This window comes from Plantactinospora sp. B6F1, assembly GCF_040120695.1.
GTDB lineage: Bacteria > Actinomycetota > Actinomycetes > Mycobacteriales > Micromonosporaceae > Plantactinospora.
This window is the reverse complement of sequence record NZ_JBEEAC010000002.1, coordinates 302225-327429: the sequence shown is the minus strand read 5'-3', so window position 1 is coordinate 327429 and position 25205 is coordinate 302225. Positions and strand designations below refer to the sequence as shown.

Annotated in this window: 27 protein-coding genes; 17 read left to right on the top strand and 10 right to left on the bottom strand. The window is 72.1% G+C overall.

From position 1 onward, the window contains the following. The first annotated feature begins 84 nt into the window (after positions 1 to 84). From ABNF97_RS04625 to pheA, 5 genes are all read left to right on the top strand, one after another. Positions 85 to 822, top strand: coding sequence for a hypothetical protein (locus ABNF97_RS04625; RefSeq protein ID WP_130461338.1), 738 nt, complete (start codon positions 85 to 87; stop codon positions 820 to 822). Positions 823 to 997: 175 nt separating this feature from the next. After that, entirely contained in the window at positions 998 to 1495 is a 498-nt protein-coding gene (locus ABNF97_RS04620) for a hypothetical protein (RefSeq protein WP_349337749.1), read from the top strand. A 172-nt stretch (positions 1496 to 1667) separates the two neighbouring features. Beyond that, positions 1668 to 2057 (top strand): ACT domain-containing protein, encoded by a 390-nt coding sequence (locus tag ABNF97_RS04615; protein WP_130461336.1) that lies wholly within the window; start codon positions 1668 to 1670, stop codon positions 2055 to 2057. A gap of 88 nt (positions 2058 to 2145) precedes the next feature. Further along, complete coding sequence (locus tag ABNF97_RS04610; protein ID WP_349337748.1) at positions 2146 to 2694, top strand: hypothetical protein; 549 nt, start codon at positions 2146 to 2148, stop codon at positions 2692 to 2694. Between the two features lie 10 nt (positions 2695 to 2704). After that, positions 2705 to 3661, top strand: a complete 957-nt coding sequence (gene pheA, locus ABNF97_RS04605; RefSeq protein ID WP_130461335.1) for a prephenate dehydratase — start codon at positions 2705 to 2707, stop codon at positions 3659 to 3661. Positions 3662 to 3704: 43 nt separating this feature from the next. On the opposite strand, the gene ABNF97_RS04600 is transcribed toward pheA, so the two are convergent. The 3 genes from ABNF97_RS04600 to ABNF97_RS04590 all read right to left on the bottom strand — a co-directional run bounded on the left by ABNF97_RS04600 (position 3705) and on the right by ABNF97_RS04590 (position 5494). After that, a complete protein-coding gene (locus ABNF97_RS04600) occupies positions 3705 to 4436 on the bottom strand; it encodes an AIM24 family protein (RefSeq protein ID WP_130461334.1) in 732 nt (243 codons plus the stop codon). Between the two features lie 93 nt (positions 4437 to 4529). Further along, positions 4530 to 4871, bottom strand: coding sequence for a metallopeptidase family protein (locus ABNF97_RS04595; RefSeq protein ID WP_130461333.1), 342 nt, complete (start codon positions 4869 to 4871; stop codon positions 4530 to 4532). A 191-nt stretch (positions 4872 to 5062) separates the two neighbouring features. After that, on the bottom strand, positions 5063 to 5494 hold the full coding sequence (locus ABNF97_RS04590; RefSeq protein ID WP_130461332.1) for an OsmC family peroxiredoxin: 432 nt from the start codon (positions 5492 to 5494) through the stop codon (positions 5063 to 5065). A gap of 192 nt (positions 5495 to 5686) precedes the next feature. Here ABNF97_RS04590 and ABNF97_RS04585 point away from each other — a divergent pair, with 192 nt between their 5' ends. The 4 genes from ABNF97_RS04585 to ABNF97_RS04570 all read left to right on the top strand — a co-directional run bounded on the left by ABNF97_RS04585 (position 5687) and on the right by ABNF97_RS04570 (position 9796). Next, a complete protein-coding gene (locus ABNF97_RS04585) occupies positions 5687 to 6490 on the top strand; it encodes a hypothetical protein (protein WP_349337747.1) in 804 nt (267 codons plus the stop codon). 170 nt (positions 6491 to 6660) lie between these two features. Beyond that, positions 6661 to 7917, top strand: a complete 1257-nt coding sequence (gene serS, locus ABNF97_RS04580) for a serine--tRNA ligase (RefSeq protein ID WP_349337746.1) — start codon at positions 6661 to 6663, stop codon at positions 7915 to 7917. Between the two features lie 152 nt (positions 7918 to 8069). Then, positions 8070 to 8891 carry a Cof-type HAD-IIB family hydrolase gene (locus ABNF97_RS04575; protein WP_130461329.1) on the top strand — a complete coding sequence of 274 codons (822 nt, stop codon included), beginning with the start codon at positions 8070 to 8072 and terminating at the stop codon, positions 8889 to 8891. After that, on the top strand, positions 8891 to 9796 hold the full coding sequence (locus ABNF97_RS04570; RefSeq protein ID WP_349337745.1) for an HAD family hydrolase: 906 nt from the start codon (positions 8891 to 8893) through the stop codon (positions 9794 to 9796). Before ABNF97_RS04575 ends, ABNF97_RS04570 begins: the two co-directional genes overlap by 1 nt. Positions 9797 to 9884: 88 nt before the next feature. Here ABNF97_RS04570 and ABNF97_RS04565 read toward each other — a convergent pair whose 3' ends face one another. Further along, the gene (locus ABNF97_RS04565; RefSeq protein WP_486484522.1) at positions 9885 to 10499 is read right to left on the bottom strand and encodes a bacterial proteasome activator family protein; all 615 of its coding nucleotides are present in this window, start codon (positions 10497 to 10499) and stop codon (positions 9885 to 9887) included. 81 nt (positions 10500 to 10580) lie between these two features. Here ABNF97_RS04565 and ABNF97_RS04560 point away from each other — a divergent pair, with 81 nt between their 5' ends. Together ABNF97_RS04560 and ABNF97_RS04555 are read left to right on the top strand one after the other, a co-directional pair. Beyond that, positions 10581 to 11429, top strand: coding sequence for an alpha/beta hydrolase family protein (locus ABNF97_RS04560; protein WP_349337744.1), 849 nt, complete (start codon positions 10581 to 10583; stop codon positions 11427 to 11429). 47 nt (positions 11430 to 11476) lie between these two features. Further along, on the top strand, positions 11477 to 12688 hold the full coding sequence (locus tag ABNF97_RS04555) for an ABC transporter substrate-binding protein (RefSeq protein ID WP_349337743.1): 1212 nt from the start codon (positions 11477 to 11479) through the stop codon (positions 12686 to 12688). 21 nt (positions 12689 to 12709) lie between these two features. On the opposite strand, the gene ddaH is transcribed toward ABNF97_RS04555, so the two are convergent. Continuing rightward, on the bottom strand, positions 12710 to 13534 hold the full coding sequence (gene ddaH / locus ABNF97_RS04550; protein WP_349337742.1) for a dimethylargininase: 825 nt from the start codon (positions 13532 to 13534) through the stop codon (positions 12710 to 12712). A gap of 67 nt (positions 13535 to 13601) precedes the next feature. Between ddaH and ABNF97_RS04545 the strand changes: the two genes are divergently transcribed. Together ABNF97_RS04545 and ABNF97_RS04540 are read left to right on the top strand one after the other, a co-directional pair. Beyond that, entirely contained in the window at positions 13602 to 14060 is a 459-nt protein-coding gene (locus ABNF97_RS04545; protein ID WP_130461324.1) for an Lrp/AsnC ligand binding domain-containing protein, read from the top strand. 94 nt (positions 14061 to 14154) lie between these two features. Beyond that, a complete protein-coding gene (locus ABNF97_RS04540; protein WP_349337741.1) occupies positions 14155 to 16191 on the top strand; it encodes a beta-propeller domain-containing protein in 2037 nt (678 codons plus the stop codon). 60 nt (positions 16192 to 16251) lie between these two features. Here ABNF97_RS04540 and ABNF97_RS04535 read toward each other — a convergent pair whose 3' ends face one another. Both ABNF97_RS04535 and ABNF97_RS04530 read right to left on the bottom strand, forming a co-directional pair. After that, on the bottom strand, positions 16252 to 17364 hold the full coding sequence (locus ABNF97_RS04535; RefSeq protein ID WP_349337740.1) for a T3SS (YopN, CesT) and YbjN peptide-binding chaperone 1: 1113 nt from the start codon (positions 17362 to 17364) through the stop codon (positions 16252 to 16254). Between the two features lie 88 nt (positions 17365 to 17452). After that, complete coding sequence (locus ABNF97_RS04530; protein ID WP_349337739.1) at positions 17453 to 17908, bottom strand: alpha/beta hydrolase family protein; 456 nt, start codon at positions 17906 to 17908, stop codon at positions 17453 to 17455. Positions 17909 to 18034: 126 nt separating this feature from the next. Between ABNF97_RS04530 and ABNF97_RS04525 the strand changes: the two genes are divergently transcribed. Genes ABNF97_RS04525 through ABNF97_RS04515 form a run of 3 tightly spaced genes read left to right on the top strand, consistent with a single transcriptional unit; the run spans position 18035 to position 20678 of the window. Beyond that, positions 18035 to 18868 (top strand): CPBP family glutamic-type intramembrane protease, encoded by an 834-nt coding sequence (locus ABNF97_RS04525; protein WP_130461319.1) that lies wholly within the window; start codon positions 18035 to 18037, stop codon positions 18866 to 18868. Next, the gene (locus ABNF97_RS04520) at positions 18868 to 20022 is read left to right on the top strand and encodes a sensor histidine kinase (RefSeq protein ID WP_349337738.1); all 1155 of its coding nucleotides are present in this window, start codon (positions 18868 to 18870) and stop codon (positions 20020 to 20022) included. The genes ABNF97_RS04525 and ABNF97_RS04520 overlap by 1 nt, the downstream gene beginning before the upstream one ends. After that, positions 20019 to 20678: a response regulator gene (locus tag ABNF97_RS04515; RefSeq protein ID WP_130461317.1), complete on the top strand. Its 660-nt coding sequence runs from the start codon at positions 20019 to 20021 to the stop codon at positions 20676 to 20678. Before ABNF97_RS04520 ends, ABNF97_RS04515 begins: the two co-directional genes overlap by 4 nt. A 64-nt stretch (positions 20679 to 20742) precedes the next feature. On the opposite strand, the gene ABNF97_RS04510 is transcribed toward ABNF97_RS04515, so the two are convergent. Both ABNF97_RS04510 and mobA read right to left on the bottom strand, forming a co-directional pair. Next, the gene (locus ABNF97_RS04510; protein ID WP_502930450.1) at positions 20743 to 21000 is read right to left on the bottom strand and encodes a DUF6457 domain-containing protein; all 258 of its coding nucleotides are present in this window, start codon (positions 20998 to 21000) and stop codon (positions 20743 to 20745) included. Positions 21001 to 21005: 5 nt separating this feature from the next. Continuing rightward, positions 21006 to 21707 carry an NTP transferase domain-containing protein gene (mobA, locus tag ABNF97_RS04505; RefSeq protein WP_207230432.1) on the bottom strand — a complete coding sequence of 234 codons (702 nt, stop codon included), beginning with the start codon at positions 21705 to 21707 and terminating at the stop codon, positions 21006 to 21008. Between the two features lie 60 nt (positions 21708 to 21767). Between mobA and fdhD the strand changes: the two genes are divergently transcribed. After that, positions 21768 to 22625, top strand: a complete 858-nt coding sequence (fdhD, locus tag ABNF97_RS04500) for a formate dehydrogenase accessory sulfurtransferase FdhD (protein ID WP_349337736.1) — start codon at positions 21768 to 21770, stop codon at positions 22623 to 22625. Between the two features lie 209 nt (positions 22626 to 22834). Here fdhD and ABNF97_RS04495 read toward each other — a convergent pair whose 3' ends face one another. Further along, on the bottom strand, positions 22835 to 25087 hold the full coding sequence (locus tag ABNF97_RS04495) for a GDSL-type esterase/lipase family protein (RefSeq protein WP_349337735.1): 2253 nt from the start codon (positions 25085 to 25087) through the stop codon (positions 22835 to 22837). Between the last annotated feature and the right edge of the window lie 118 nt (positions 25088 to 25205).

Genomic DNA, 25205 nt, shown 5'->3' with positions numbered 1-25205 from the left:
GGCGCTTCGACTTGCCGCTCCCTAGGTCTGGCCACGTACCGTAGTGAGGAGATAACTTCGAGGGACCTTTTGCCGGAGGTCACGATGACTGTCTTTTCTGCACGCTCAGCGGTTCCCGCCGCGCGGGCCCTCCCTCCCGCACCCGTCAACCAACTTCCCCCGCTGGAGGCCGTCCGGCCGACGCCGCTGGACTGGGCCCGTCGGCGCCGCGCGGAGCGGGACGCCCGCCGGATCGAGGCGGCCGGGGCCCGAGCACTGAGCCGGCTCGACCACCTCGGTCCATCGTGGCACGTGGTCGACTGGCCGCGGACCGAGTTGACCGAGACGAGCATGCTCGACCTGGACTACCGGTCCCGGGACGAGCGTGCGGGCTTCCTGGCGATCGGCCCCAGCGGGCTCTTCGCGGTCACCGTGGCCGACCACGGCCGGTCCCGAGTCCTGATCGCCGGGGACGTCGTGCAGATCAACGGCAAGCGGCCGGCGTACGTGTCGGAGGCGCGGCGGGACGCGAAGCGGGCCGCCAAGGCGCTCTCCAACGCGGTCGGCCTGACCATTCCGGTCACCCCGGTGCTGACCTTCGTCGGCTCCGGCGTGATCAGCGTGTACGGACTGCCCAACGAGTGCCTGGTGGCGACCCATCGGGAACTCGACCGGCTGCTCGTCGCGGGCGGCAACCGGATCAGCGCCGCCACCGCGGAGAAGCTGTCCCGGGTCGCCCAGTCCCCCTCCACCTGGTTGAACGCCCCGTACCGTTCGGCGGCCGACTACCGGTGGTACGAGGACGGCCGAACGGCGGCTGACAAGCACGCCGGTCGCCGGTAGCGTCACCGCCGACGCCACCCGCCGGGCGGCGCCCCGTCGCCGCCCCAGCGACGCGGGGCGTGTGCCGTACCGGGCGGGGGCTGCGGGATGGCCCAACCGGCCGGCGCATCGCGGGGGTCGCGGCCCCACTGGGCACCGGCTAGCGTGGGGCGTGGTGCGGCAAATAGGAGGCGCGGTGGCCCACGTCGAACTCTCGATCTCGGAGGCGTTCCCGACGCCGACGACCTCGTCGCTCGGACACGGGTCCACCGGCTTCGACGACGCCGACCGGGCAGGTCACCGCGACGGGCTCGCCCGGTGGTCCGAGTCGGTCTCGACGGCCGCCGAGCCCTGCCTGCTGATCGACCGGGAAACCACCATCGCCGCCGTCTCACCGTCCTGCTGTCACCTGCTCGGCCTCGGCACCCCGCTCGACGCGCTCGGCCTCCCACTGCTCGGCAGCGACCTGCGGCTGCTCGACTTCACCGCCGCCCGGGGCGAGCTGATCGAGCAGGAGGTCGAGAAGATCCCCCCGCTGCTCGCCCTGCACTCGGGCCGACTCGCCCGAGGGCTGCTCCGGGTCCGCACCCCCCAGGTCCAGGGGCCGGACGCCACCACCGTGGACGCGATCGCCACTCCGATCCTCACCGACGGCCGGGTCGCCGGCTCGCTCACCTTCTTCTCCGAGGTCTGAACACTCCTCCTCCGCCGAGGTCTGCACCCGGCTCCGAGGTCTGGGCGCGTTCCCCAGGGTCGGGGGCGTACCGGAGATGCGAGCGCTTCGCGCACGTGACGTGCGTCGCGATCGGGCCATCCCGGCGGACGGCGGTGTTGGGCCGCTGCCGTACCCCCCGTAAGGTCTCCTCATGCTGGACATCGCGCTGCTGCCGGAGGAGTACGCCGTGTGTCGGCTGCCCGCCGGCTCACCGGTGCCGGCCGGCCTGCTGAGCCCTCCGGCGGACTCCGGCGTGCTGTCGGTGACCCGCAGCGGCGCCGAACTGTCGATCATCTGTCGGGTCGACCGGGTCCCGGACGGCGCCACCGCCGAGACCCCGTGGCGCTGCCTCCAGGTGGCCGGTCCGCTCGACCTGGCCCTGACCGGGATCCTCGCCTCCCTGGTCGTCCCGCTGGCCGATGCCCGGGTCAATATAGTGGCGTTCTCGACGTTCGACACCGACTATCTGCTGGTCCCCTCGGTACGCCTCGTCGAGGCGCTCGCGGCGCTGCGGCAGTTCGGGCACCGGATCGCCACCTGACGGGTGGTCGATCATGGCGACGCCCTACCATGGGCGGAACCATCCGCCACACCACCCACGGCAGCCACCTATGCCCGAGGACCCGGCCGTGCTCCGTCTCCCGTCGCCCGACCCCGCCGCGGGCCGGCTCCGCGCCGTCGGCGCCCTGCTCGGCTGCCTGACCCTGGCCGGCTGCCTCCTCGGCCTGGCCGGTTGTGGCGTGCCACCCGAACTCCAGGAGCCCGGGGCCACCCCCACCCGCGCGACCCCCACCCCGACGGTCGGTCCCACCGGTACCCCGACGTCCGGCCCGGGCCTGACGCCAACGCCGACGCCCCGTCCCACCGCGCTGGTCGCCTGCCCGCCCGGGGCGCCGAGCCGCGACCAGGTGACCGCGCTGCTGCGCCGCGCCGCGAACCTGCCCCGGTCCGGCCGGGTCACCTACCGGACGGGGCCGCTCTGCCTGGAGGACTGGCAGTACAGCATCGTGACCGTGGCCGACCGGGAGCCGTTGCAGGCGGTGACCCGGGGCCGCCCCGGGAAGTTGCGGCTGGTCACCGCCGGCACCGACGTCTGCACGATCACGGTCCGGGCCGAGGCGCCGCCGGCACTGCGGACGGCGGTGTGTGACGCACCCCCGCCGTTCGGTGGTTTGTAGGCTGGACGGCATGCCCGGAACACCGCCGACCCACTTCGTCTACCTGGGGCCCGAGGGGACCTTCGCCGAGCAGGCGCTGCGGACCATCCCGGCTGCCGAGCGCGGCACGCGTACGCCGGCGCGCAGCGTCCCGGAGGCGCTGGACGCGGTACGGGCCGGTGACGCCGACGCCGCGCTGGTGCCGCTGGAGAACTCCATCGGCGGCGCGGTGGCGGTGACCCTGGACGAGATGGTCGAGGGCGAACCGCTGGTGATCACCCGTGAGGTGGTGTTGCCGGTCGAGTTCGTGCTCGCCGCGCCGACGGGCCGGAGCCTCGCCGAGGTGCGCACCGTGGCAGCCCACCCGCAGGCGTCCACCCAGTGCCGCCGCTGGCTCCGGGAGCACCTGCCCGACGCGGTCGTGGTGGACGTGCTCTCCAACGCCGCCGCGGCGCTCGCCGCCACCGACGGCCAGCAGGACGCCGCGATCTGCGCGCCGATCGGCGCCGCCCGGCAGCGGCTCGCCGTACTCGCGGACAAGATCGCCGACCATGACGACGCGGTGACCCGGTTCGTGCTGCTCAGCCGGCCGGGACCGCCGCCGCCCCGGACCGGTGACGACCTGACCTCGCTCGCCGTCTACATCGCGCACGACCGGGTCGGCGCGCTGCTCGCCGTGCTGATGGAGCTGGCGGTGCGCGGGGTCAACCTGACCCGGATCGAGTCCCGGCCCACCGGCGAGGCGCTCGGGCGCTACGCGTTCTTCCTCGACTGCGCCGGGCACGTCGCCGACGACCGGGTCGGCGAGGCGCTCCAGGGGCTGCGCCGGATCTGCGCCGAGGTGCGCTTCCTGGGGTCGTACCCGAGGCATCGCGGGACCACGGCGGTGGCCGATCGGCCCGTCCCGGCGCCGGCCGGGCTCTCCGACGTCGACTACGCCGACGCGGCGGCCTGGCTCGCCCGGCTGCGTGCCGGCGAACTCTCCTGACCGGCGTCCCGGGGCGCCCGGCCCGGACGCCCCGGGACGCCGGTCAGTCCAGCAGTTGGTTGAGCAGCCCGCCGCCGCCACCGCCCTGTTCCTGGCGGCCCATGCCCTGGATCGGCGGTTCCTCGGAGGGTTGGACGATCACGAAGCCCTGGCCGGCGAAGCTCATCGTGAACGCCTCACCGGTACGCCGGCCGAGCAGCGTGCCGAGGCCGAGCTGCTCGGCCCGGTGGTAGCCGGTCTGCAGGCTCGCCGACCAGGCCACCGCGGCCTGCGGGTCGACGTACGTCGGCGCGTCGACGTTGAGCACCACCGGGGCGCCCTTGGTGGTGATCGCGATCCGGCCGTAGCCGCTGAAGACGCAGTTGAACAGCCCGGACGACGACATCATCCCGGCGCCGCCGACCATCTTGATGTCGTACTGGAGGGTGGAGTCGAAGGCGAGCACGCTGGAGCCGTTGATCGACAGCGAGTCGCCCGGCTCCAGGTCGATGATGTGCACGTCCGCCGCGTAGTCGGCGAGGAAGACGTCGCCCCGACCGCTGATCTTCATCAGCGGCACGCCCTCGCCGGTCAGCTTCTGCTTGAGAAACTTGCCGAGCCCGCCCGAGCCCAGCGCCTGGAACTGCACCTGCCCCTGGTACGCGACCATGGAGCCGACCCGGGCCATCGCCTCACCGTTGAGCTCGATCTTCAGCATCTTGGCGTTCTGCAGCCGCATGCCGGGCTGGTGTGACTCCTTCTCCAGGTTCTCTGCCGAAAACAGGGCGCTGCGCATCACGTTCCTCCTGAGGGGTGGAGGACCGAGGGTAGGCAACCGCCGCAAGCAGGTAGGTCCCAAGGGCGGTCGGAATGGACGGCTCGCCGCCGGTCAGCCCCAGCCGAGGTCGTGCAGCCGGTCGTCGTCGATGCCGAAGTGGTGGGCGATCTCGTGCACGACGGTGATAGCGACCTCGTCGACGACGTCGTCCTCGCTGTCAGAGATCCGCAGGATCGGCCGCCGGTAGATGAGGATCCGGTCGGGCAGTACCCCGGCGTAGTCCCAGCCCCGGCTGGTCAGCGCGTGCCCCTCGTAGAGACCGAGGAGTTCGGGTCCGTCCTCCGGTGAGTCGTCCTCCACCAGGATGACGACGTTGCTCATCAGGTTGAGCAGCTCCTCCGGCACCTCGTCGAGGGCCTCGGCGACCAGTTCCTCGAAACGCTCGCGGCTCATCTCGACCGGCACCGCTCAATTGTGCCGCACCCGGCGGGTGGACCGGCGCCCGACGGGAGGTGCGGCGGGCGCCCGGACGCGGCGCCGACGTCGGCGATCGCGATGATCAGAGCGTACGGTGCTGCGCTCGGCGGGTACCGGGAGCTGCCCTGACCACCGCGATCGGTACGGATGGAGGGGTGCCGCCAGGATCAGGCGGTGAGGCGGGCCTTCAGCGAGATCTCGGCCCCGGGCGAGAGCAGCCGGGAGATCGGGCAACCTGCCTTGGCCGCCTCGGCGAGCTTGTTGAACTCAGTCTCGTCGATCCCCGGCACCTCACCGACGGTGTCGAGGTCGATCCGGGTGACGGTCATGCCCGCGTCGGTCTTGTCCAGGTGCACCTGCGCGGTGGTGTCGACCGAGGTCGGCGTGAACCCGGCGTCGGCGAGGGCCTTGGAGAACGCCATCGAGTAGCAGCCGGCGTGCGCCGCACCGATCAGCTCCTCCGGGTTGGTGCCCTCGCCCTCCTCGAAGCGGGACTTGAACGAGTAGTTCCCCTGGAACCCGCCCTTTCCGGTGCGGATCGTGCCGGAACCATCGGTGAGATTTCCCTGCCAGCGGGCGGATGCGGTACGGATAGGCATAATGCCGACGCTAGCCCATGGCGCCCGGCCGCGCGACGATCCGGGTCACAGTGTGCGTTGCGGCGATCCGAGCCAACGAGCACCCGCGACGGTCCGGGTCGGCAGACGGACCACCCCCGGCCCGCGTACGGCGCCGGCGGGCCACCGCTGTGCCATCATCGATCCAGGAGCCCGCCGTGGAAGGGATCGACCATGCCCGACGACGTCTCCATCCCCCGCCAGGACGGACCGGCCGGCTCCCGGGACTCCGCACGCCCGGGTGACGCGACGGATACCACGCGGGAGGGTGCCAGCGTCGTGTCGTGGGGCGACCCTCCGGCTACCGGTGGGCGAGCCGGGCTGGCCCTGCACCGGCTCGGCCGGGACAGTCGACTGGTGCCGGTGATCGGTGCCGCCGGGGCGGCTGCCGTCTTCGCCTCACTGATCGGCGACTGGGCGGTCACCAGCATGCCGGTCGAGGCCGCCGAGAACGCGATCACCCTCGGCAGCGGGGTGGCGGACATGAAGGCGTTCGGCACGGCGTACCTGGTCGGAGTGGTCGGGGTAATCGGCTGCCTGGCGCTGGTCCTCTTCGGCTCACCCGGGATACGCCACAACGCCCGGGTCGCCGGGCTGGCCGGGGTAGTGGCGCTGCTCGGGATACTGCTCGCCACCACCGGATCGCTGGAGACCGTCAGCTCCCGCTGGGAGCTGTACGGCCAGCTCGACGGGTTGGTCGTCGAGTACGGCCAGGGCCTCGTGCTGGCGTACGTCGGCACCTGCGGGCTCGGGCTGGCCCTGCTGCTCGCCGGGCGTTTCGTCAGGCGAGGCGCGGTCGATGCGGCACTCGCCGCCGATCCGGCCGCACCCGCCGGGCCCGTCCCGGCGGAGGAGTCCGACTGGCCGTGGCGCCGGCCCCGGGCGGCCGGCGCGGCGGAGGTCTCCGACGAGGACGACGACGACCGGCAGCCGCCGATCGACCTGACGGTCGCCCCGACCAAGCCGTTCGCGCACTGAGCCGCCGTTCACGCATCGACCGGCAGGTCGCGCATCGACCGGCAGGTCGCGCATCGACCGGCAGGTCGCGCATCGACCGGCAGGTCGCGCACTGAGCCGCCGGACCGCCCGGATTCGGCGGGCGTATCTCGATACACCGGCAACGCCGCGCACCGGTAGGCTCGGTTCCCGTGATTGACCTGCGTCTGCTCCGCGACGATCCGGATACCGTACGTGCCAGCCAGCGTGCCCGTGGCGAGTCCGAGTCCGCGGTGGACGACCTGCTCCGGGCCGACGAGCAGCGGCGGGCGGCGGTCGGGCGTTTCGAGGCGCTCCGGGCCGAGCAGAAGCAGCTCGGCAAGCGGATGCCGAAGGCCGACCCGGCGGAGAGGGCCGGGCTGCTCGCCCGGACCAAGGCACTCTCCACCGAGGTGAAGGCGGCCGAGGCGGCGGTCGGCGAGGCCGAGGCGGCGTTGCGCCAGGCGCAGTACGCGATCCCGAACGTGGTCGAGGAGGGGACCCCGGCCGGCGGCGAGGACGACTTCGTGGTACTCCGCGAGGTCGGCACCCGGCCCGAGATCGAGAACCCACGCGACCATCTGGAGCTGGGGGAGGCGCTGCGGGCGATCGACGTCGAGCGCGGCGCGAAGACCTCGGGCAGCCGGTTCTACTACCTGACCGGGGTGGGCGCGCTGCTCCAGCTCGGCCTGCTGCAGCTCGCCGTCGCCCAGGCCGTGGAACACGGCTTCGTCCCGACCATCACCCCGTCGCTGGTCAAGCCGGAGGCGATGGAGGGGACCGGTTTCCTCGGCTCGCACGCCAGCGAGATCTACCGGCTGGAGGCCGACGACCTGTTCCTGGTCGGCACCAGCGAGGTGCCGCTGGCGGCGTACCACTCGGGGGAGATCCTGGATCTCGCCGAGCCGCTCCGGTACGCCGGCTGGTCGTCCTGCTACCGCCGGGAGGCCGGCTCGTACGGCCGGGACACCCGGGGCATCATTCGGGTGCACCAGTTCGACAAGGTCGAGATGTTCTCCTACTGCCGCCCGGAGGAGGCGCACGCCGAGCACCTCCGGCTGCTGGCCTGGGAGGAGGAGATGCTGGCCAAGGTCGAGCTGCCGTACCGGGTGATCGACGTGGCAGCGGGCGACCTGGGCAGCAGTGCGGCCCGCAAGTACGACTGCGAGGCGTGGGTACCGTCACAGGGCCGCTACCGGGAGGTCACCTCGACCTCGAACTGCACCACCTTCCAGGCCCGCCGGCTGAACGTGCGGTACCGCGACGAACAGGGCCGGCCGCAGACGGCGGCGACCCTGAACGGCACCCTGGCCACCACCCGCTGGCTGGTGCCGATCCTGGAGAACCATCAGCAACCGGACGGCTCGGTACGGGTCCCCAAGGCTCTCCAGCCCTACCTCGGCGGCCGGGACGTACTCGAACCGAAGTGAACCCTCCAGTGAAGCGCACTTCACACAAATGTCATGGAGCCACCCCGGAAGGTGAGATACGGTTGCTGCCCCGTCACCGCCGGCTGATCCGGTAGCAGCAGGTCCGGCGAGTCCTCCCAGCCTGGCGCGTTGGCGGGGGTGGAGGAGGAGTTATGCCCCGACCCGGGTTGCCGAAGCTGATCGCCACCGACCTCGACGGCACGCTGGTACGCACCGACGAGACCGTCTCGGCGTACACCCACGAGGTGTTGGACCGGGTCCGGGCCGCCGGGATTCCGGTGGTGGGCGCCACCGGGCGCGGGCCCAGGCTGGCGGAACTCACCCGCAACGACATCCGGGCCGCCGACTTTCTGGTGATGGCCGGCGGCGGTCGGGTCGTCGACCAGACCGACCCGGCCGGGCCGGTGATCCTCCGCGACGAGCGGCTGCCCGGTCCGGCCCTGGCCGAGTTGCTCCGGGTGCTGGAGGCCGAGGTGGGTCCGCTGACCGTGATGGTCGAGGCGCTGGACGTCCCGGATGCTCCCCTCTGGGGGGATTTCGACGCGACCTGGCCGTACCAGGACCGGTTCGAGGCGCGGACCCGGGTCGACTGCCTGGCCAGGGACGTGATCAAGGCGTTCGCCCGGACGCCCGACCACGACGTCGACGCCCTGCTCGAAACGGCCCGCCGGCTCATCCCCGCGGAGCAGGCCTCGATCACCCAGGCGGGGCTCGGCTTCATCGAGATCTGCCCGCCCGGGGTGGACAAGGCGACCGGGCTGTCGGTGGTCGCCCAGACCCTCGGCGTCGACCCGGCCGAGGTGCTGGTCTTCGGGGACATGCCGAACGACCTGCCGATGTTCGAGTGGGCCGGCTGGGGCCGGGTGGCGGTCTCCAACGCCCACCCGACGGTACGCCGGGCCGCCGACGAGGTGACGCTACGTAACGACGACGACGGGGTAGCGGTCTACCTCGATCGACTACTCTCGCGTTGATGGGACGACTACCCCGGCTGGTGGCCACGGATCTCGACGGCACGCTGCTGCGGGCGGACCACACGGTCAGCCCCCGTACCGTCGAGGCGATCTCCCGGATCTCCGCCGAGGGCACCGGAGTGGTGCTGGTGACCGGCCGCCCGATCCGCTGGCTCCCGCACGTCTACGACCAGCTGGGGCAGCCGCTGCCGACGGTCTGCGCCAACGGCGCCGTGGTGTACGACCCGGTCGCCGACCGGGTGCTCCGGGCCGATCCGCTCGCTCCCGACCTGCTCGCCGAGGTGGTCCAGCGGCTCCGCGCCGAGGTGCCCGGGGTGAGCTTCGCGGTGGAGGTGACCGACGGCCGCGAGTTCCGGCACGAGATGGACTATCCGCCGAGATGGGAGCGGGGCCGCCCGAACATCCGGGCGATCGAGAATCCGGCCGACCTGCACGCCGTACCGGCGGTGAAGCTGCTGGCCCGGGCCGAGGCGCAGGACCCGGACGTCTTCGTGAAGGTGGTCGCCGGGGCGCTGGCCGGGCTCGCCGAGGCGACCCACTCGTCGTACAGCGGGCTGATCGAGATCTCGGCGGCCGGGGTGACCAAGGCGGCCGGGCTGGCCTGGTACTGCACCGGGCGGGGGGTGGACGCCGCCGACGTGGTCGCCTTCGGGGACATGCCGAACGACATACCGATGCTCACCTGGGTCGGTCGGGCGGTGGCGGTGGCCAACGCGCATCCGGCCGTACTGGAGATCGCCGACGACGTGACGGCGCGCAACGAGGAGGACGGGGTGGCGGCGTACCTGGAGGCGCTGCTCGACTCCGACCCGACGGACGCCTCCGGCGACTCCGATCCGACTCACGTCCCCGACGCCGCCGAGCCGGGCCGCGACGCCACGGGCCGGAGCGGCGGCCCGGCCTGACCGACCACGCCCGACCCGACCGGGCTGGGGTTTCCCGCCCGGTCGGGAGCGGGTCGGTGGGTCCGAGGCCGCCCGAGCGGCTCCGGAGTTACAGGTACTGGCCGGGGCTGTGGCCCTCGCCGGGCTGCCCCGGGTGACCGCCCGGCATCCCCGGAAGCGAGCCGCCGGGACCGACCGGCAGCGCCGGGCGCCCACCGGAACGCATCTGCTCCAACTGCATCCGGGCCGCCATCTGCTGGGCGACCAGCGCCGCCTGGATGCCGTGGAACAGCCCCTCCAGCCAGCCGACCAGTTGGGCCTGGGCGATCCGCAGCTCCGCCTCGCTCGGCGCGGCCTCCTCGCCGAACGGCAGGGACAGCCGCTCCAGCTCCTCGCGCAGCTCCGGGGCGAGCCCGTCCTCCAGCTCGACGATCGACCGCTGGTGGATCTCGCGCAGCCGGTGCCGGCTGGCGTCGTCGAGCGGTGCGGCCTTGACCTCCTCCAGCAACTGCTTGATCATGCTGCCGATCCGCATCACCTTCGCCGGCTGCTCGATCAACCGCGACGGGTCCTCGCCGGGAGCATCGCCGTCGGTCGGCACCGTGCCGACCGGGCGCCCGTCCGGGCCGACCACCAGTACGGCGCCGCCGCCGGGGCGCGAGCCCGCCGGAGCCGAGTCGTCGTTGTCTTCCTGGGAATGTGGCACGTCGGTCATGCCCCCCATCTTCCCGCAACGACCTTCCCCGACACGCGCCGGCCACCGGCCGGGGACGGTGTGCGGTGCCCGCACCGTACGGTCGGCACCATGGTCGAAGACGGTTCCGCCGAGTTACCCGCCGATCCGCGGGAGGTGCTCACCCGGCCGGCACCCCCGCCCGACCGCTGCCTGCGGTACGGCACCGGGCCGGAACAGGTCGCCGACCTGCGGCTGCCCGCCACCGGTCCGGCCCTGCCGCTGGTGGTGGTCGTGCACGGCGGCTTCTGGCGGGCCGAGTACGACCGCCGGCACACCGACCCGCTCGCGGCGGACCTGGCCGGCCGGGGCTACCCGGTGGCCCAGTTGGAATACCGCCGGACGGGGCAGCCGGGTGGGGGCTGGCCGGGCACCTTCGACGACGTCGCGGCCGGGATCATCGCGCTGACCGGACTGGTCGAGGCCGTGCTGCCGGCCGGGCGGATGGCCCCGGGCCCGCCGGTGCTGCTCGGGCACTCCGCCGGTGGGCATCTCGCGCTCTGGGCCGCACTGCGCGCCCCGGACCGGGTACGCGGGGTACTCGCCCTGGCGCCGGTCTCGGACCTGGCCGAGGCGTACCGGCTGGATCTGGACGGTGGGGCGGTGGCCGCGCTCCTCGGCGGCGGTCCCGAGGACGTGCCGGACCGGTACGCGGCGGCCGATCCCGCCCGCTCGGCGGCGCCCCCGGTCCGGACCTCGATCGTGCACGGCACCCTGGACCGGCAGGTGCCGGTGGCGGCCAGCCGCCGGTACGCCGCCGGGGCCGACGACACCGCTCTGCGCTTCGTTGAGCTGCCGGAATGCGAGCACTTCGGGGTGATCGACCCGCTGTCCCACTGGTGGACAACCGTGCTGGCCGAGTTACATTGGCTGACTGGAGGATCGGACGACGGCATTGACGTAGCATCGCGTTCCCGGTAGAACCCCCGGGAGGGCTGCGTCCCACGGCGCCGCTCCGGGAGGGATCCGTGTCGGAGATGGACCGCAGACGAGCTCTCAAGCTGCTGGGCTCGCTCGGCGCGCTCGGTGCCACCGGGCTGGCCGCCGCGTGCGGTCGGGCGGACGGCCCGGAGACCGAGGAGCCGCTCAGCGACGAGCCGGTGCGGATCGGCATGATCGTCGCCCAGTCCGGCGTCTACAAGCCGATCGGCGACGAGATGCTGCGGGGCTTCCAGCTCTATCTCGACCTGAACGACCAGCGGCTGGGCGGGCATCCGGTCGACCTGATCATCGCAGACGAGGGCGAGACCCCCGAATCCGGGCAGGCCGCCCTGAAGCAGCTCGTCGATCAGCGGGTGCTGGCGCTCACCGGAGTGGTCAACTCGGCGGTCCTGCTCGGCCTGCGGGACGCCGTGGAAGAGGCCAAGATCCCGATGATCGCCTCCAACGCGTCCCCGTCGACGTTGCAGAGCGTCGTCTACATCTGGCGTACCTCGTACATCAACGACGAGCCGGGACGGGCGCTGGCGCCGTACGTCAAGGAGCAGGTCGGTGCGGACGGCCGGGTGGCGATCATCGGCCCGAAGTACGACGTCGGCCTCGACGCGGTGCAGGGCTTCCGGCAGAGCTTCGGCGAGTCCGACGACCGGATCGCCGACCCGGTGATCTGGACCGACTACTTCCCCGGCAAGCCGGCCCGGAACGCGTTCGCCCCGCACATCGCCACGCTGGTCAACCGTGATCCAGACGCCGTCTACTGCTTCTTCTCCGGCGACTCGGCGGTCGAGTTCCTCAAGAAGCTGCATCTGGCCGGCTACCGCAAGCCGATCTACGCGCCGGGCTTCCTCACCGAGGGGACGGTGCTCGACCAGCTCCGGCCGCGCGAGTCGGAGGGCATCGTCACCTCGCTCAACTACTCCGCCGACCTCAACAACGCGGCCAATCGCCGGTTCGCCTCCGCCTTCCGCAAGGCGCACGGCTCGACCCCGACCACGTACGCGATGGCCTCCTACGACGCCGCGCAGGTGCTCGGCAAGGCGATCCGGATCGCCCGCGAGGAGCTCACCCCGCTGCAGCTGAACCTGGCGCTCGGCCGGATCGGGCAGATTGACAGCCCGCGCGGCCCATGGCAGTTCAACCAGCCGCGTACCCCGCAACAGAAGTGGTATCTCCGCAAGGTGCAGCTGGACGGGCAGGTGCTGTCCAACGTCATGATCAGCGAACTGGCGACGCTCGGCTGACGGTGACCGCGCGGTGCCGGCTCAGTCGCGCAGTTCGGCGACGCAGCACTTGACGCTGCCGCCGCCCTTCTTGAGCTCGGAGAGGTCCACCGGGACCGGAAGGTAGCCGGCGGCGGCGACCTTGGCCGCCATGTCGCCGGCCTCGCTGTTGAGCACCACGTGCCGGCCGTCGCTGACCAGGTTCAGCCCGAACGCGAACGCGTCGACCTGGTCGGCCACGACCGCGCCCGGGAAGAGCTGGGCCAGTACCCGCTGGGCGGCGACCGAGAACGCCCCCGGGAAGTACGCGATGTTGCCGTCGTCGAGCGGGGCCAGGGCGGTGTCCAGGTGGTAGAAGCGCGGGTCCACCAGGCGGAGCGAGACGACGGGTCGGCCGAGCGCCTCCTGCGCCTCGGCGTGCGCGGCCGGCTCGGTCCGGAAGCCGTACCCGGCCAGGATGAGCCCGCCGTGTGCCTCCGGCAGGTAGGTGAAATCGCCCTCACCTTCGTTGATCTCGGCGGGTGCGACGAACCGCGCACCCCGCGCCTCGTGGAAGGAGCGGTGCGCCGCCGCCTCGGGCACCCGCTGCGGGTGCCGGAACCGGGCGCCGTAGACGGTGCCGTCGACCACGAAGGCGCCGTTGGCCGCGTAGACCATGTCCGGCAGCCCGGGCTCCGGGTCGAGTTCGTGCACCGTGTGACCGAGGCCCAGCAGCGTCTCCCGCAACCCGTGCCACTGCTTGACCGCCAACTCCCGGTCGACCGGGGTGGTGGTGTCCATCCACGGGTTGATCGCGTACTCCACGGTGAAGTACTCCGGCGGACAGAGGAGATATGTCCGCTTTCTTGGGATCCTCGGCTGGTTCACGGATCCAAGGGTAGGTACGGTACAGATTTACCAACAGCCAGAACTGTTGCCTGGGAGAGGCGGAACGTTGCAGATCGACGGCGTGGACCAGCGAATCATTGCGTCACTCGTTGCCGACGCCCGGGCCTCGTACGCGGAGATCGGCGCCCGGGTCTCGCTCTCCGCACCGGCGGTGAAGCGGCGGGTCGACCGGTTGCGGGCGGCCGGGGTGATCCGGGGATTCACCACCGTCATCGACCCGGCGGCGGTGGGCTGGAGCACCGAGGCCTTCGTGGAGCTCTACTGCACCGGGCGGACCACTCCGACCCAGATCACCGTGGCGGCCCGGCGGCACCCCGAGGTGGTCGCCGCGTACACCGTCTCCGGCGAGGCCGACGCGCTGGTCCACCTCCGGGCGGCGGACATCGCGCACCTGGAACAGGCCCTCGAACGGCTCCGCGCCGAGCCCTTCGTCACCTCGACCCGGAGCATGATCGTGCTGTCCCGGCTGGTCGACTCCCCAACCGTCGCGCCCGCCCCGTCGTGACCGGCCCCACCGCCAGACAGCCGGCGCCCGGGGCAACCGGGTCGCGGACTCGGGGCGGGGAACCGTGGGGGCGGGTCGGCGCGTCGAACGACGTATGACACGCGAACGGGGAACGCGATCCGGTGCCGCCGTCGGCACGGCGCTCGTCGCCGGCCTGGCGCTGGTCGGCACGCTGCTCAGCGGCTGCACCTCCGAACCCGAGCCCACCGTCCCGCCGCCGCCGCGCGACTCCGGGGTACCGGCCGACGGGCTGCGGCTGGTCGCCTTCGACTCCTGCGCGAGCGCGCTGGCCGGGCTCCGGTCCGCGGCCAAGGCGCACGTCGGGCCGTACGGTCTCCCCGGCGGCGCCCTCACCCCCGCATTTCAGGCCAACAGTGGAGCCGAGCGCGCCGCCGACGCCGACGCGGGGGTGGCGAAGCGGGACAACGCCGCCGCGCCGGGAGCCGGATCCGACTACTCGGGTACCAACACCCACGAGGCCGGGGTCGACGAGCCGGACCTGGTAAAGACCGACGGCCGGCGCATCGTCACGGTCGACAGGGGCATCCTGCGGGTGATCGATCCGGCGAGCCGGCGGCTGACCGGCACCCTGAAGGTCAGCTCCATCCCGGACTTCGGCTGGGCCGACAGCGATCTGCTGCTGCACGGCGACCGGGCGCTGGTACTCGTCCGGGAGCACGGCGTGGCCCGCCCCGGCGGGATCCGGCGGGGCGAGCCCGACGTGCCACCCGCCGACGACCAGCCGCAGGCCATCGTCGGTCCCCGGCTGATCCTGGTCGACCTGACCGGCGCCCCGAAGGTCATCGGCGACTACCGGATCGACGGCGGCCTGATCGACGCACGGCAGGTCGGCCCGACCGTCCGGGTGGTGGTCCGCTCCTGGCCACGGCTCGACTTTCCGCTGGAGAAGGGAGCGGGGCCGGTCAACGAGAAAAAGCGGCTCGCGGCCAACCGGAAGATCGTGGAGCAGGCACCGATCGACGCCTGGCTGCCCCGCTACCAGACCAGCACCGGCGGGCAGACCAGCACCGGGCGGGTCGGCTGCGACCGGCTGAGCCGACCGGCGGTCTACTCCGGCGCCTCACTGATCACCCTGCTCAGCTTCGACCTCGGCGCCGCCAGCCTCGGCGACGGTGACCCGGTGTCGGTCGCCGCGGACGGCGACACCGTCTACAGCAACGGGTCGCGGCTCTACCTCGCCAGCGACCAGCGCTGGCGGGTGCTGCCGGCGCTGACCGCCAGCGACCGGGCACCCGACCCGAAGGACGAGCAGACCCACATCTACCAGTTCGACATCTCCGGCCCGGACCGGCCCCGCTACGTCACCGCCGCCACCGTGCCCGGCTGGCTGATCAACCAGTACGCGATGTCGGAGTGGGACGGGCACCTGCGGGTGGCCACCACCAGCGGACGTACCTGGGGACCGAACCCCAGGTCCAGTTCGGCGGTGTACGTGCTGCGCGCCGACGGGCGGACCTTGACCGAGGCCGGGCGGGTCACCGGGCTGGGCAAGGGTGAGCGCATCTACAGCGTGCGGTTCGCCCAGGGGATCGGCTACGTGGTGACCTTCCGGCAGACCGATCCGCTCTACACCGTGGACCTGCGCGACCCCCGCGCGCCGAAGGTCACCGGCGAGTTGAAGATCACCGGGTACTCGTCGTACCTGCACCCGCTCGGGGACGGGCGGCTGATCGGGATCGGCCAGGAGGCGGACCAACAGGGGCGGACCAAGGGGAGCCAGATCTCACTCTTCGACGTCTCCGACCCGACCAGGCCGACCCGGATCGCCCAACACCACGTCCGGTACGGCCACTCCGAGGCCGAGTTCGACCCGCACGCCTTCCTCTACTGGCCGGCCACCAACACCCTGGTGGTGCCGGTGACCACGTACGAGCAGACCGGCCGCGGCGGCGGGCAGCTGCCCATCGGCCGCGCGCTTGTGCTGCGGGTGGCCGACGGCGGCTTCACCGAGACGGGAGTGGTGGAGCACCCCGCGGCCCGGTCCGTCGACTCCAGCGCGACGATCCGCCGCTCGCTGATGGTCGACGGGGTGCTCTGGACCGTGTCCGACGGCGCGATCAAGGCGACCGACCCGGGCACCCTCGGCACGCTGGCGGTGATCCGGATCTGACCTGGAGGGCGCTCCTCCTCCGGTCACCAAGTCGGGGACGGGCGAGCACCGCACCGAGGGTCAGAGGTACATCCCGGTGCGGTGCTCGCCCGCGTCCCGTTGCTGCGCCTTGTCGCCCTCGCCGAAGAACCGCCGGCCGCCGAACTCGCCGTGCAGCCGGTCGTCCAGCTCGTCGGCGAGCCCGGTCATCACCTGGATGGCGAGCATCAGGTGGGTCGCCTGGAAGTTGCGGCCGAAGACCGGGATCGACGCCCAGACGGTGTCGTTGGTGCAGTAGAGCCGACCGATCGGCATCCTGTTGGTCAACTCGGAGAGCTTGACGTAGAGCTGCTCGGTCGGCTCGACCTCGGTGAGCACCGGGGAGAAGACATCGACCAGTGGAGGGTTGTCCCGGACCCGGACGAAGACCATCGCCGAACCGGCCCGGATGCCGATGTCGCCGTCGGAGTCGACCTGGAGCTGGTCCGCCGACGACTTCAGCATCGCCGAGACCACGGTCCGGACCCGTTCCTGAAGCGGCATCGCGTCGCTGCCGCTCTGCGCGGTCCGGGCCGCCGCCAGCGCCTCGTCGAGATCGAGGTCGAGGTCGGCGGTCGGATCGGCCGCGATCTCGGGCCGGGCGGTGCCGAGCGGTTCGACCGTGAGTGGCTCGTCGGACTCGTCGTGCACCAGGAAGACGAGGAAGGCCGGGTGTGGTGCGCCGTACACGTCGCGCAGGGTCCGCGACACCGTGCTGGCGAGCCGGATCGCCTCGCTGGTGTCGGCCCGCATCCCGAAGTGTCCACCGGAGCCCTCGACCACGCCGGGCGGCGACCAGCCGAGCGCGATCATGTCCGCGACCGCGGCCCGGTCCAGCCGGTACCCCTGGGGGAGGGCGGCGTTGCCCACCGCCCGCAGGTCGACCTGGCCGTCCCCGCCGACCTCGATGCTCACCGAGTAGACCGCGTCCCCGGTGCCGGAGGCGGTGGGGTCGAGGGTGAGCGCGATCTGCGTACCGGTCGGCAGGCCGCGCAGTTGGCCGGCGAGCGCGCGGGCGAACTCCTGCCACGCCTCGGTCACCTTCACCCGGAGGTCTGCGGTGGTCGGCTCGTCGAGAAGGATCGATTCGTGATGCTCGGCCGGGTTCCCCTCGATCACTTGGTCCCTGGGCGCCTCAGGGTTGTCAGCCGCCATAACCGCCTCCGTCCGTCAGGGCACCGCACACCCTACCCAGCCGATTGGTTTGCCGGGACAGTGCGGACCCCGATCGGACAGAACCGCGCTACCGGCGGGGATTCGCGGCGAAGAACTCCCACATCGCGACGGTGGCGTCGACAGCGGCCCGGTAGCCGCTCGCCGACGGCCAGGCGTGACCCATCCCGTTCACCGTGTAGTCGACGACCTGGCTGCCGTCCGGACAGCTGCTGACCGTACGGTTCACCGTTCTGGCCGTGTCGACCCAGACCGGCTCCCCGACGGTGCAGCCCAGGTTCTTCTGCCATCGGGACAGCCCGCTGTAGATCCGGGAGGAGATCCGGTCGTCGCGGCCGACGAAGGTGATCAGCGAAACCGGCCTGCTCGGCTTGTAGTTCGGGTCACTGGCGGCCAGACCACTGGCGAAGGCTCCGCTGACCGGCGCGATCGCCGCGAATGGCCGAGCGGATGACCGAACTCGCCCGGCGGCGACGCGAATCGCCCGGACCCCCGCCCGGGGAGCCGTCCCAGTAGGCGTCGGCACCGGGCTTGTCCCCCGAGAGAGCTACCCGCAAGTGTCCACCGCACGGTGACGATTCCCGGCCAGCGAATCCATAGCGTTCCAGGTGACCGCGGCGCTCCGGCCGCCACACCTCTCGAAGGAACCATCATGCGTGCGTTGAAGCAGATCCTGGCCGTGGTGGCGGTAAGCCTCGTCGGCAACCGGGCCGTCATGGCGGTGCCGGGCAACCCCTGGCTCTCCCTTGCCCTCGGGGTGGCGACCGCCGTGGCCGCGCTCCTCGTGTACGGGTGGGTGGTGCGCCGTACCGAACGACGTGCGGTCACGGAGCTGGCCCGGGCCGGGGCCGGCGCCCGGATCGCCCGGGGGGCGCTGATCGGGTTCGCCATGTTCGCCGCCGTCATCGTCAACATCGCCATGCTCGGCGGCTACCACGTGCACGGAATGGGCTCGGTGTCCGGCCTGGTGGGGCTGTTCGGGTTCATGGCCGCCGCGGCCACGACCGAGGAGTTGATCTTCCGGGGCCTGCTGCTCCGCCTCGTCGAGGAACGCCTCGGGACCTGGCTCTCGCTGTTGCTGACCGGCGTGCTGTTCGGCCTGATCCACCTGGTCAACCCGGACGCCAGCCTCTGGGGCGCGACTGCCATCGCGATCGAGGCGGGCTTCATGCTCGCCGCCTGCTACGTCGCCACCCGCAACCTGTGGGTGCCGATCGGGCTGCACTTCGGCTGGAACTTCGCCGCCGGGGGCATCTTCAGCGTCGTGGTCTCCGGAAATGGCGAGTCGAAGGGGCTGCTGGACGCCACCACGTCGGGTCCGACGCTGCTCAGTGGCGGCGACTTCGGGCCGGAGGGCAGCCTGTACACGGTGATGGCGGGGCTGGTGCTGACCGTGGTGTTCATGTGGCTGGCCCACCGCCGCGGTCGCATCGTCCCGCGTCGCCGCGCGGTCGACGCCCCGGCGGCGAGCGTTACTGTCTCCTGATGGTCGACCTGCGGAGGCTCCCGGACTCGTGGCGGCGCTGGCCCGTCACGGTCCGGGATCTCCCGCTGGCGCTGCTGATCGCCCTCGCCTCCGCTGTCCCGGTGCTGCACGACCGCGGTACGCAGCTCGGCAACCTGCCCGGCCGTCCGTTCGACGAGCTGGCCGTGGTGGCGATCGCCCTGGAGTGCCTCCCGCTCGCGATCCGCCGGCGCTGGCCCGGGATCTCCCTCGCCCTGGTGTCGCTCGGCTTCACCATCGACCAGTTGCGCGCCTACCACACGGTCGCGGGCGCCGCGCTGGCCATCGCGTTGCTGAGCGCGGGGGCCCACCTGGAACGTCGTCGCCGCACCACCCTGGTTCTGGGCTCCGCAGCGTACGTCGCACTGGCCGTCGCCCTCCACCGGCAGGGATCGACCGAGGGCGTGAGCGGCTTCCTCACCTTCTACCTGGCCTTGGCCCTCGCCTGGGGTACCGGGGCCTGGCTGCGGCAGAGCCGGGCCGCCGAGGCCGAGCGCCGCCGTCACGTCGCCGCGACCGCCCGCGCCGCCGAACGCGCCCGCATCGCCGGTGAACTGCACGACGTCGTGACCCACCACGTGACGGCGATGGTCGTGCAGGCCGAGGCGGCGCGTTACCTGACGGCCGCCCCCGACAGCCTCGACACCACCCTCACCGCCATCACCGACACCGGCCGGCGGGCCATCGCCGACCTGCGGATCCTGCTCGACCTACTCAACCCCGACCACGGCGCCGACCCGCGCGTGCCGTCCGTCGGCGAGCTGCGCGCTCTGGTCGAGCAGACCCGGCAGGCCGGGCAGCCGGTGGAGTTCACCGAGGAGGGCAGCCCGGCGGCGACGACCGGCGGCGCGGAGGTCGCCGCCTACCGGGTCGTGCAGGAGGCGCTGACGAACGCCCTGAAGTACGCCCACGGCAGCCGCACCGCCGTGCACGTTCGGCACGGGGAAGGGGAGATCACGGTGGAGATCAGCACCGACGGCTCGGGCACGCACCCCGGAGACCCGGGTGGGAGCGGACGCGGCCTGGCCGGGCTGCGCGAACGCGTCACCGTGCTCGGCGGCGAGTTCAGCGCGGGAAGCCGGGAGGATGACGGCTTCGTCGTCCGGGCCCGCATCCCTATCGGTAGCACGTCGTGACCGCGCCGATCCGGGTGCTGGTCTGCGACGACCAGGCGCTGATCCGTACCGGCTTCGCGACGATCATCGACGCCCAGCCCGACCTGGAGGTGGTGGGCGAGTGCGGGGACGGGCGCGCGGCGGTCGACCTCGCCGGCCGGCTGCACCCGGACGTGGTGGTGATGGACGTACGGATGCCGGTACTCGACGGCATCGAGGCGACCCGCCTGCTGGCTGGCGTCGGAGTGGCCCACCCGGTCAAGGTGCTCGTCGTGACGACGTTCAACCTCGACGAGTACGTCTACCAGGCGCTGCGCGCCGGAGCGAGCGGCTTCCTGCTCAAGGACGCCCCACCGGCACAGCTGCTGCACGGCATCCGCACCGTCGCCAGCGGCGCCGCGCTGCTGGCGCCCGAGGTGACCCGGCAGCTCGTCGGCAGGTACGCGGCGCGCATCCGCCCCGCCGACGGCACGCCGGACGATGTGGGACTGACCCCGCGCGAGTTGGAGGTGCTGCGCCTGATCGCCGACGGCCTGTCCAACGGCGAGATCGCGGCCCGCCTGGTGATCAGTCAGGAGACCGTCAAGACGTACGTGTCGCGCATCCTCACCAAGCTCGACCTACGCGACCGCGTGCAGGCGGTGGTGTACGCGTACCGGTCCGGGCTGGTGACGTGAACGCCGGGGCGCGGACGATCCCCAGACGGCGATCGACTGTGGGTGACGTGCCGGAGCCGCTGAGCTACTCGGAATCGCCGTCGGGTGCGGCGGGCGCCCGGTCGGCCGGCCAGCCGGTCGCCAGGGCGGTGAGGGCGGTCGCCGCGACCGCCGGGTCCGCGCCGCGACCGACCGCGACCCCGAGCAGGTACGCGGTGACCGGTGCGCCGGGCCGAAGTACGTTGTGCGCCACGTCGCGGGCCAGGTCGAGGACCCGGGGTACGTCGACCTGCGCGGGATCGAGGTCGAGTTCGGCACAGGCTGCCGCCACCCAGCGCTCCATCGCGTTCAACTGGTCCACTCCTCTGCCCGGCGTACGTCCTCCTCAGTGTCGCAGTCGAACCACGGTGGCGGTCCCGTGCCCCGCCACGCCGTCTCGGCCACGCTCAGCTCGGCGATCAGGGCGCGCATCGACGTACCGGTGAGGACGCTGTCGCGGGCGGCGGCGACTCGACCCAACGCGGCCCGCAGCGGGGTGACCCGCCAGACCCCGCAGAGAAACTGCGCCCGTCCGGCGTCGTCGACGTAGACCACGCCGTCGGCATCGGCAGCCCGGCACAGCGCGGTACGGAGTTGGCGTACCGCCTCGGTGGTCAGCAGCGGGAGGTCGGCGGCGAGCAGCGCGACGATTCCGGTGCCGGACGGTGCGGCACTCGAACTGCCCGTGTCGCAGGTGTGTGCCGGGACCGTGTCGGGAAACAGGGCCAGGCCGGCGGCGACCGCCGCGACCGGTCCGCCGCCGGGCGGCTGCTCCCGAGTCGCCCGCACCCCGGCCGGTAGGGCGCTGGCCGGGCCGACCACGACCCGGAGATCGGCGTCGGCGACCGCCGCGAGTACCCGGTCCAGCATCGAGCGACCGCCCACCGGCAGCGCCGGCTTGTCCGCACCACCCATCCGGCGGGCCGCCCCGCCGGCCAGCACCACAGCCGCGAACCCGGCCAGCTCCGGCTCGATCGGCGAGGGCTCGGTCGACGGTTCCGTTCCGGTCATCCGGTAACGGTAACCAAGGCTTCCGGTGGTGTGCGGCCGGCAGCGAGGCAGGATTACGGCATGGGACGAGCCAGTGGCCGGCGCAGCGTACTGCGGATAGACCTGGACTCCGCCGAGGCGGGTGGCCGGGTCTCGGTGCGCCGCCGGGACAACCTCGCCGCCGAGGAGCCGTTGGAGATCCGGGTGGGTCCGGCCGGGACGAACCGGCGCGCCCCGCTGGCGGTCACCATGCGTACCCCCGGCGACGACATCGACCTGGCGATCGGGTTCCTGCTCACCGAGGGAATCATCCGGACCGCCGACGACGTACGCACCGCGCAGCTCTGCGCCGGCACCGACACCCCGAACACCTACAACGTGCTGGACATCGTGCTGGCCGACGGCGTACCGGCACCGGCCACCGATCCGACCCGGAACTTCTACACCACCAGTTCGTGCGGGGTGTGCGGGAAGGCAAGCATCGACGCCGTCCGGACCCGGTCCCGACACGACGTGTCGACGGACCCGGTCACCGTGCCGGCGCGTACCCTCGCCGGCCTGCCGGAGCAGCTCCGGGCTGCCCAGCGCGGCTTCGACCGTACCGGTGGACTGCACGCCGCCGGACTCTTCACCGCCGACGGGAAACTCGTCGTGCTGCGCGAGGACGTGGGCCGGCACAACGCGGTCGACAAGGTGATCGGCTGGGCGGTCCGGGATCGGCGCCTGCCGTTGCGCGGACACCTGCTGCTGGTCTCCGGCCGGGCCAGCTTCGAACTCACCCAGAAGGCGTGGATGGCCGGCATCCCGCTGCTCGCCGCCGTCTCCGCGCCGAGCAGCCTCGCCGCCGAACTGGCGACCGAGGCCGGGATGACCCTGGTCGGCTTCCTCCGGGGCGGCACCATGAACGTGTACGCCGGAGATCCCCGGATCACGACCTGACCGCGCACGGCCCTGCGTCCGCCCGCTTCACCGCCGGTCCGGTACCCGGCGTTGCCCGGCCCGGGTGGACCATGCCGCGGCTTCGCAGCGCCCGTCGCGCCCGGAGCGTGGATCTGGACATGGATGGACACCACTGGACACCCGAACGCATCGGGGAACTCCGCCCGCGACCCGACCTCCGGCAGGAGCAGGGCCGGCCAGTGCCGGAACTAGCCGACGGTGAGGGTTGGGCCGGGCGCGGGAAGTCCTTCCCCGGCCGCGTTCACCGAGCACACGGCCAGGACATAAGAATGACCGCTGACCAGGCCGGACAACCGGATGGAGCGGCCGGTGGTGGACTTCGTCGAGACAATGGCGCCCGGCTCGGAGTTGTCCAGGTAGTAGACGGTGTACCGGTGCACGGTGTCGCTGTACGGCCCGGTCGCGGCGTCCCAGCGCACGTCGATGTAGCCCGGCCCGGACGTCGCGGTGATGTTCGGTGGGCCGGCCGCGGTCTCCTGGTTGGCAACCGTGACGGAGGCGATCGGCGATGGCCCGTTGGCCTGCCAGTTCCCGCGGGTGGCCACCACGTAGAACTCGTAGCGGTGGCCGGGTATCACCCAGTTGACGCTCCACGAGTCGGCCGGGATCTGCAACGGCAGCCGCTGGAACCCCTCGCCGGCGGTTGCGTCGCGTTGGTAGAGCCAGTAGCCACCGGCGCCGAAGGAGTGCTGCCATTCCAGCTTGATCCCGGCGACGGTGGACGTGGCCCGCATCCACGCGGGCGACACGGGCACCAGATGCGGGAGGCTTCCGGACGGGTCGCTGTAGGGCGCGCCGACCTGGAACTGGCTCCACAGGACGTTGGCGAACGCCTTCGCGATCTTGTGTTCGCCGAACGGGTTCGGATGCAGGCCGTCATAGGCGTCGGCGTACGGGTCGTAACCGGTGGTGATGTCCACCAGCCGTACCGGTGAGGTCGTCGTGTTCAGCGCCTGCACGGCGGGCCCCAGTTTGGCGTTGTACGCGCTGATCCGGGCGCCCAGGTCCGGCTGCACGTCCAGTGGTGTGCGTTGGGGGACGGTGGCGACCAGAATTCGGATGTTGGACTTGGCGGACCGGGCGTTGGCGATGAGGGTGCGCATGTCGGCGACCAGCCCGTCCGGGTCGGACACGCCCCAGCCCAGGTCGTTGAAGCCGAGCTCGACCAGGAGGTAGGTCGGCTGGTACTGGCCCACGCGAGCGCGGATGTCGTCCTTCACCTGGTGCGCCTGGCGGCCCCATTGCGCGAAGTGGTCGCTGTCGAATGTGAGACCGTCGCGGTAGACACCGTTGAAGTAGGGCGGCGCCGACTCGTCGGGGAAGTTCGCCGGCAGGCTTCTCGGCAGCCGGGTGGTGCCGCGGTAGGGGCCGACGAAGGTGACGTCACGCCCGGCCGCCTTCAGGTGCTGGGCGAGCCGATAGCGCCAGGTGTAGTCGCCCTCGAGACCCTGGCTGATCGAGTCTCCGACCACCATGATCGAGTCCACCAGCGGCCCGATGCTCACCGGCACCGTCAGCTCGGCCCACAGTTGCTTGTGGTCGGAGTGCGGTGACGAGACGACGCTGGACGAGTGGACGACCGCCTCCGGCGGCACGAACAGGTAGTCGAACTTGTTGATGCCGTGGGTGTCCGGTCCGCTCCGGCACCAGTTCTCCTCACCGCCGGGTCCCAGGTACCGAACCTTGATCTCGTTGCGGCAGGGGCTGAACGCCTCCTTGAAGACGCCGTGCGCCTCCTGGCCCGGAATGCCCTCGTAGCCGCTGTGGTAGAGATTGCTGGTCGCCTGGGAGATCGGGTCGTCGTTGAGGTCGCCACCGAGGATCACGGTGTAGCCGGCATAGTCGGTCGCGAGCACCCGCTTGACCTCTGCCGCCTCCCGCCGACGCTGCTCGACGTTCTCGCCCGAGGCGACGAGGTGCGCGGTGCAGATCACCAGCATCCTGGCGACGGATCGCAGGCACAGCATTTCGCGCTTCTCGGCGCCCTCCAGCGCACGCAGGTCATGCGCCACGGGCTGCGGGTCGGGTAGGACATCCTCGTTGTAGATGATGGCGTTGCCGAACGGCGACTCGTGCTTGCAGTTCGCCACCTGGCCGCTGCCGCCCCGGATCGGGTCGAAGCGCACCGTGTAGGGGTCCGGCAGTTGCGCCTCCACCCGCTCCAGCCAGTCCAGACAGCCCTCGTTGATGGTCAGGAACGCGAGCTGGGGAACCCGCCGGTTGATGTCCTGGGCCAGCGCGTCGGCGACCTCGTTGCCCTTGACGCCGTGCGTCGGGTGACCACCGGCCATGTTGAACTGTCCGACGACCATGGCGAGCGTGTCGGCGGCGCTGGCGGACGGCTGCGGACCGGCGGGTGGTGCCGCGGTTGCCGCCGGCGTGCCGACCAGGCCGCCAGCCGCGGTGAGCAGTAGCGCGATAATCAACGGCTTGAGTCTCACCGGTCCCCCAACCTCGGCCCGGGACCCAAACCCGACGAGTGAGCCCCCGCACACCTCGTATCGTCGGTCATCTTTTCCTATGTCTCCCGCCCCGAGCAAGGGGCTGGTTGCGAGCGAC

Bases quoted from the DNA above. Each gene is read 5' to 3' on its own strand.
- ABNF97_RS04540 (WP_349337741.1), top strand. From the start codon at position 14,155: ATGACACGCGAACGGGGAACGCGATCCGGTGCCGCCGTCGGCACGGCG.
- ABNF97_RS04510 (WP_502930450.1), bottom strand. From the start codon at position 21,000: ATGGAGCGCTGGGTGGCGGCAGCCTGTGCCGAACTCGACCTCGATCCC.
- ABNF97_RS04590 (WP_130461332.1), bottom strand. From the start codon at position 5,494: ATGCCTATCCGTACCGCATCCGCCCGCTGGCAGGGAAATCTCACCGAT.
- ABNF97_RS04585 (WP_349337747.1), top strand. From the start codon at position 5,687: ATGCCCGACGACGTCTCCATCCCCCGCCAGGACGGACCGGCCGGCTCC.
- mobA (WP_207230432.1), bottom strand. From the start codon at position 21,707: ATGACCGGAACGGAACCGTCGACCGAGCCCTCGCCGATCGAGCCGGAG.
- ABNF97_RS04565 (WP_486484522.1), bottom strand. From the start codon at position 10,499: ATGGGGGGCATGACCGACGTGCCACATTCCCAGGAAGACAACGACGAC.
- ABNF97_RS04600 (WP_130461334.1), bottom strand. From the start codon at position 4,436: ATGCGCAGCGCCCTGTTTTCGGCAGAGAACCTGGAGAAGGAGTCACAC.
- ABNF97_RS04595 (WP_130461333.1), bottom strand. From the start codon at position 4,871: ATGAGCCGCGAGCGTTTCGAGGAACTGGTCGCCGAGGCCCTCGACGAG.
- ABNF97_RS04575 (WP_130461329.1), top strand. From the start codon at position 8,070: ATGCCCCGACCCGGGTTGCCGAAGCTGATCGCCACCGACCTCGACGGC.
- ABNF97_RS04535 (WP_349337740.1), bottom strand. From the start codon at position 17,364: ATGGCGGCTGACAACCCTGAGGCGCCCAGGGACCAAGTGATCGAGGGG.
- ABNF97_RS04625 (WP_130461338.1), top strand. From the start codon at position 85: ATGACTGTCTTTTCTGCACGCTCAGCGGTTCCCGCCGCGCGGGCCCTC.
- ABNF97_RS04525 (WP_130461319.1), top strand. From the start codon at position 18,035: ATGCGTGCGTTGAAGCAGATCCTGGCCGTGGTGGCGGTAAGCCTCGTC.
- ABNF97_RS04570 (WP_349337745.1), top strand. From the start codon at position 8,891: ATGGGACGACTACCCCGGCTGGTGGCCACGGATCTCGACGGCACGCTG.
- ABNF97_RS04560 (WP_349337744.1), top strand. From the start codon at position 10,581: ATGGTCGAAGACGGTTCCGCCGAGTTACCCGCCGATCCGCGGGAGGTG.
- pheA (WP_130461335.1), top strand. From the start codon at position 2,705: ATGCCCGGAACACCGCCGACCCACTTCGTCTACCTGGGGCCCGAGGGG.
- ABNF97_RS04615 (WP_130461336.1), top strand. From the start codon at position 1,668: ATGCTGGACATCGCGCTGCTGCCGGAGGAGTACGCCGTGTGTCGGCTG.
- ABNF97_RS04520 (WP_349337738.1), top strand. From the start codon at position 18,868: ATGGTCGACCTGCGGAGGCTCCCGGACTCGTGGCGGCGCTGGCCCGTC.
- fdhD (WP_349337736.1), top strand. From the start codon at position 21,768: ATGGGACGAGCCAGTGGCCGGCGCAGCGTACTGCGGATAGACCTGGAC.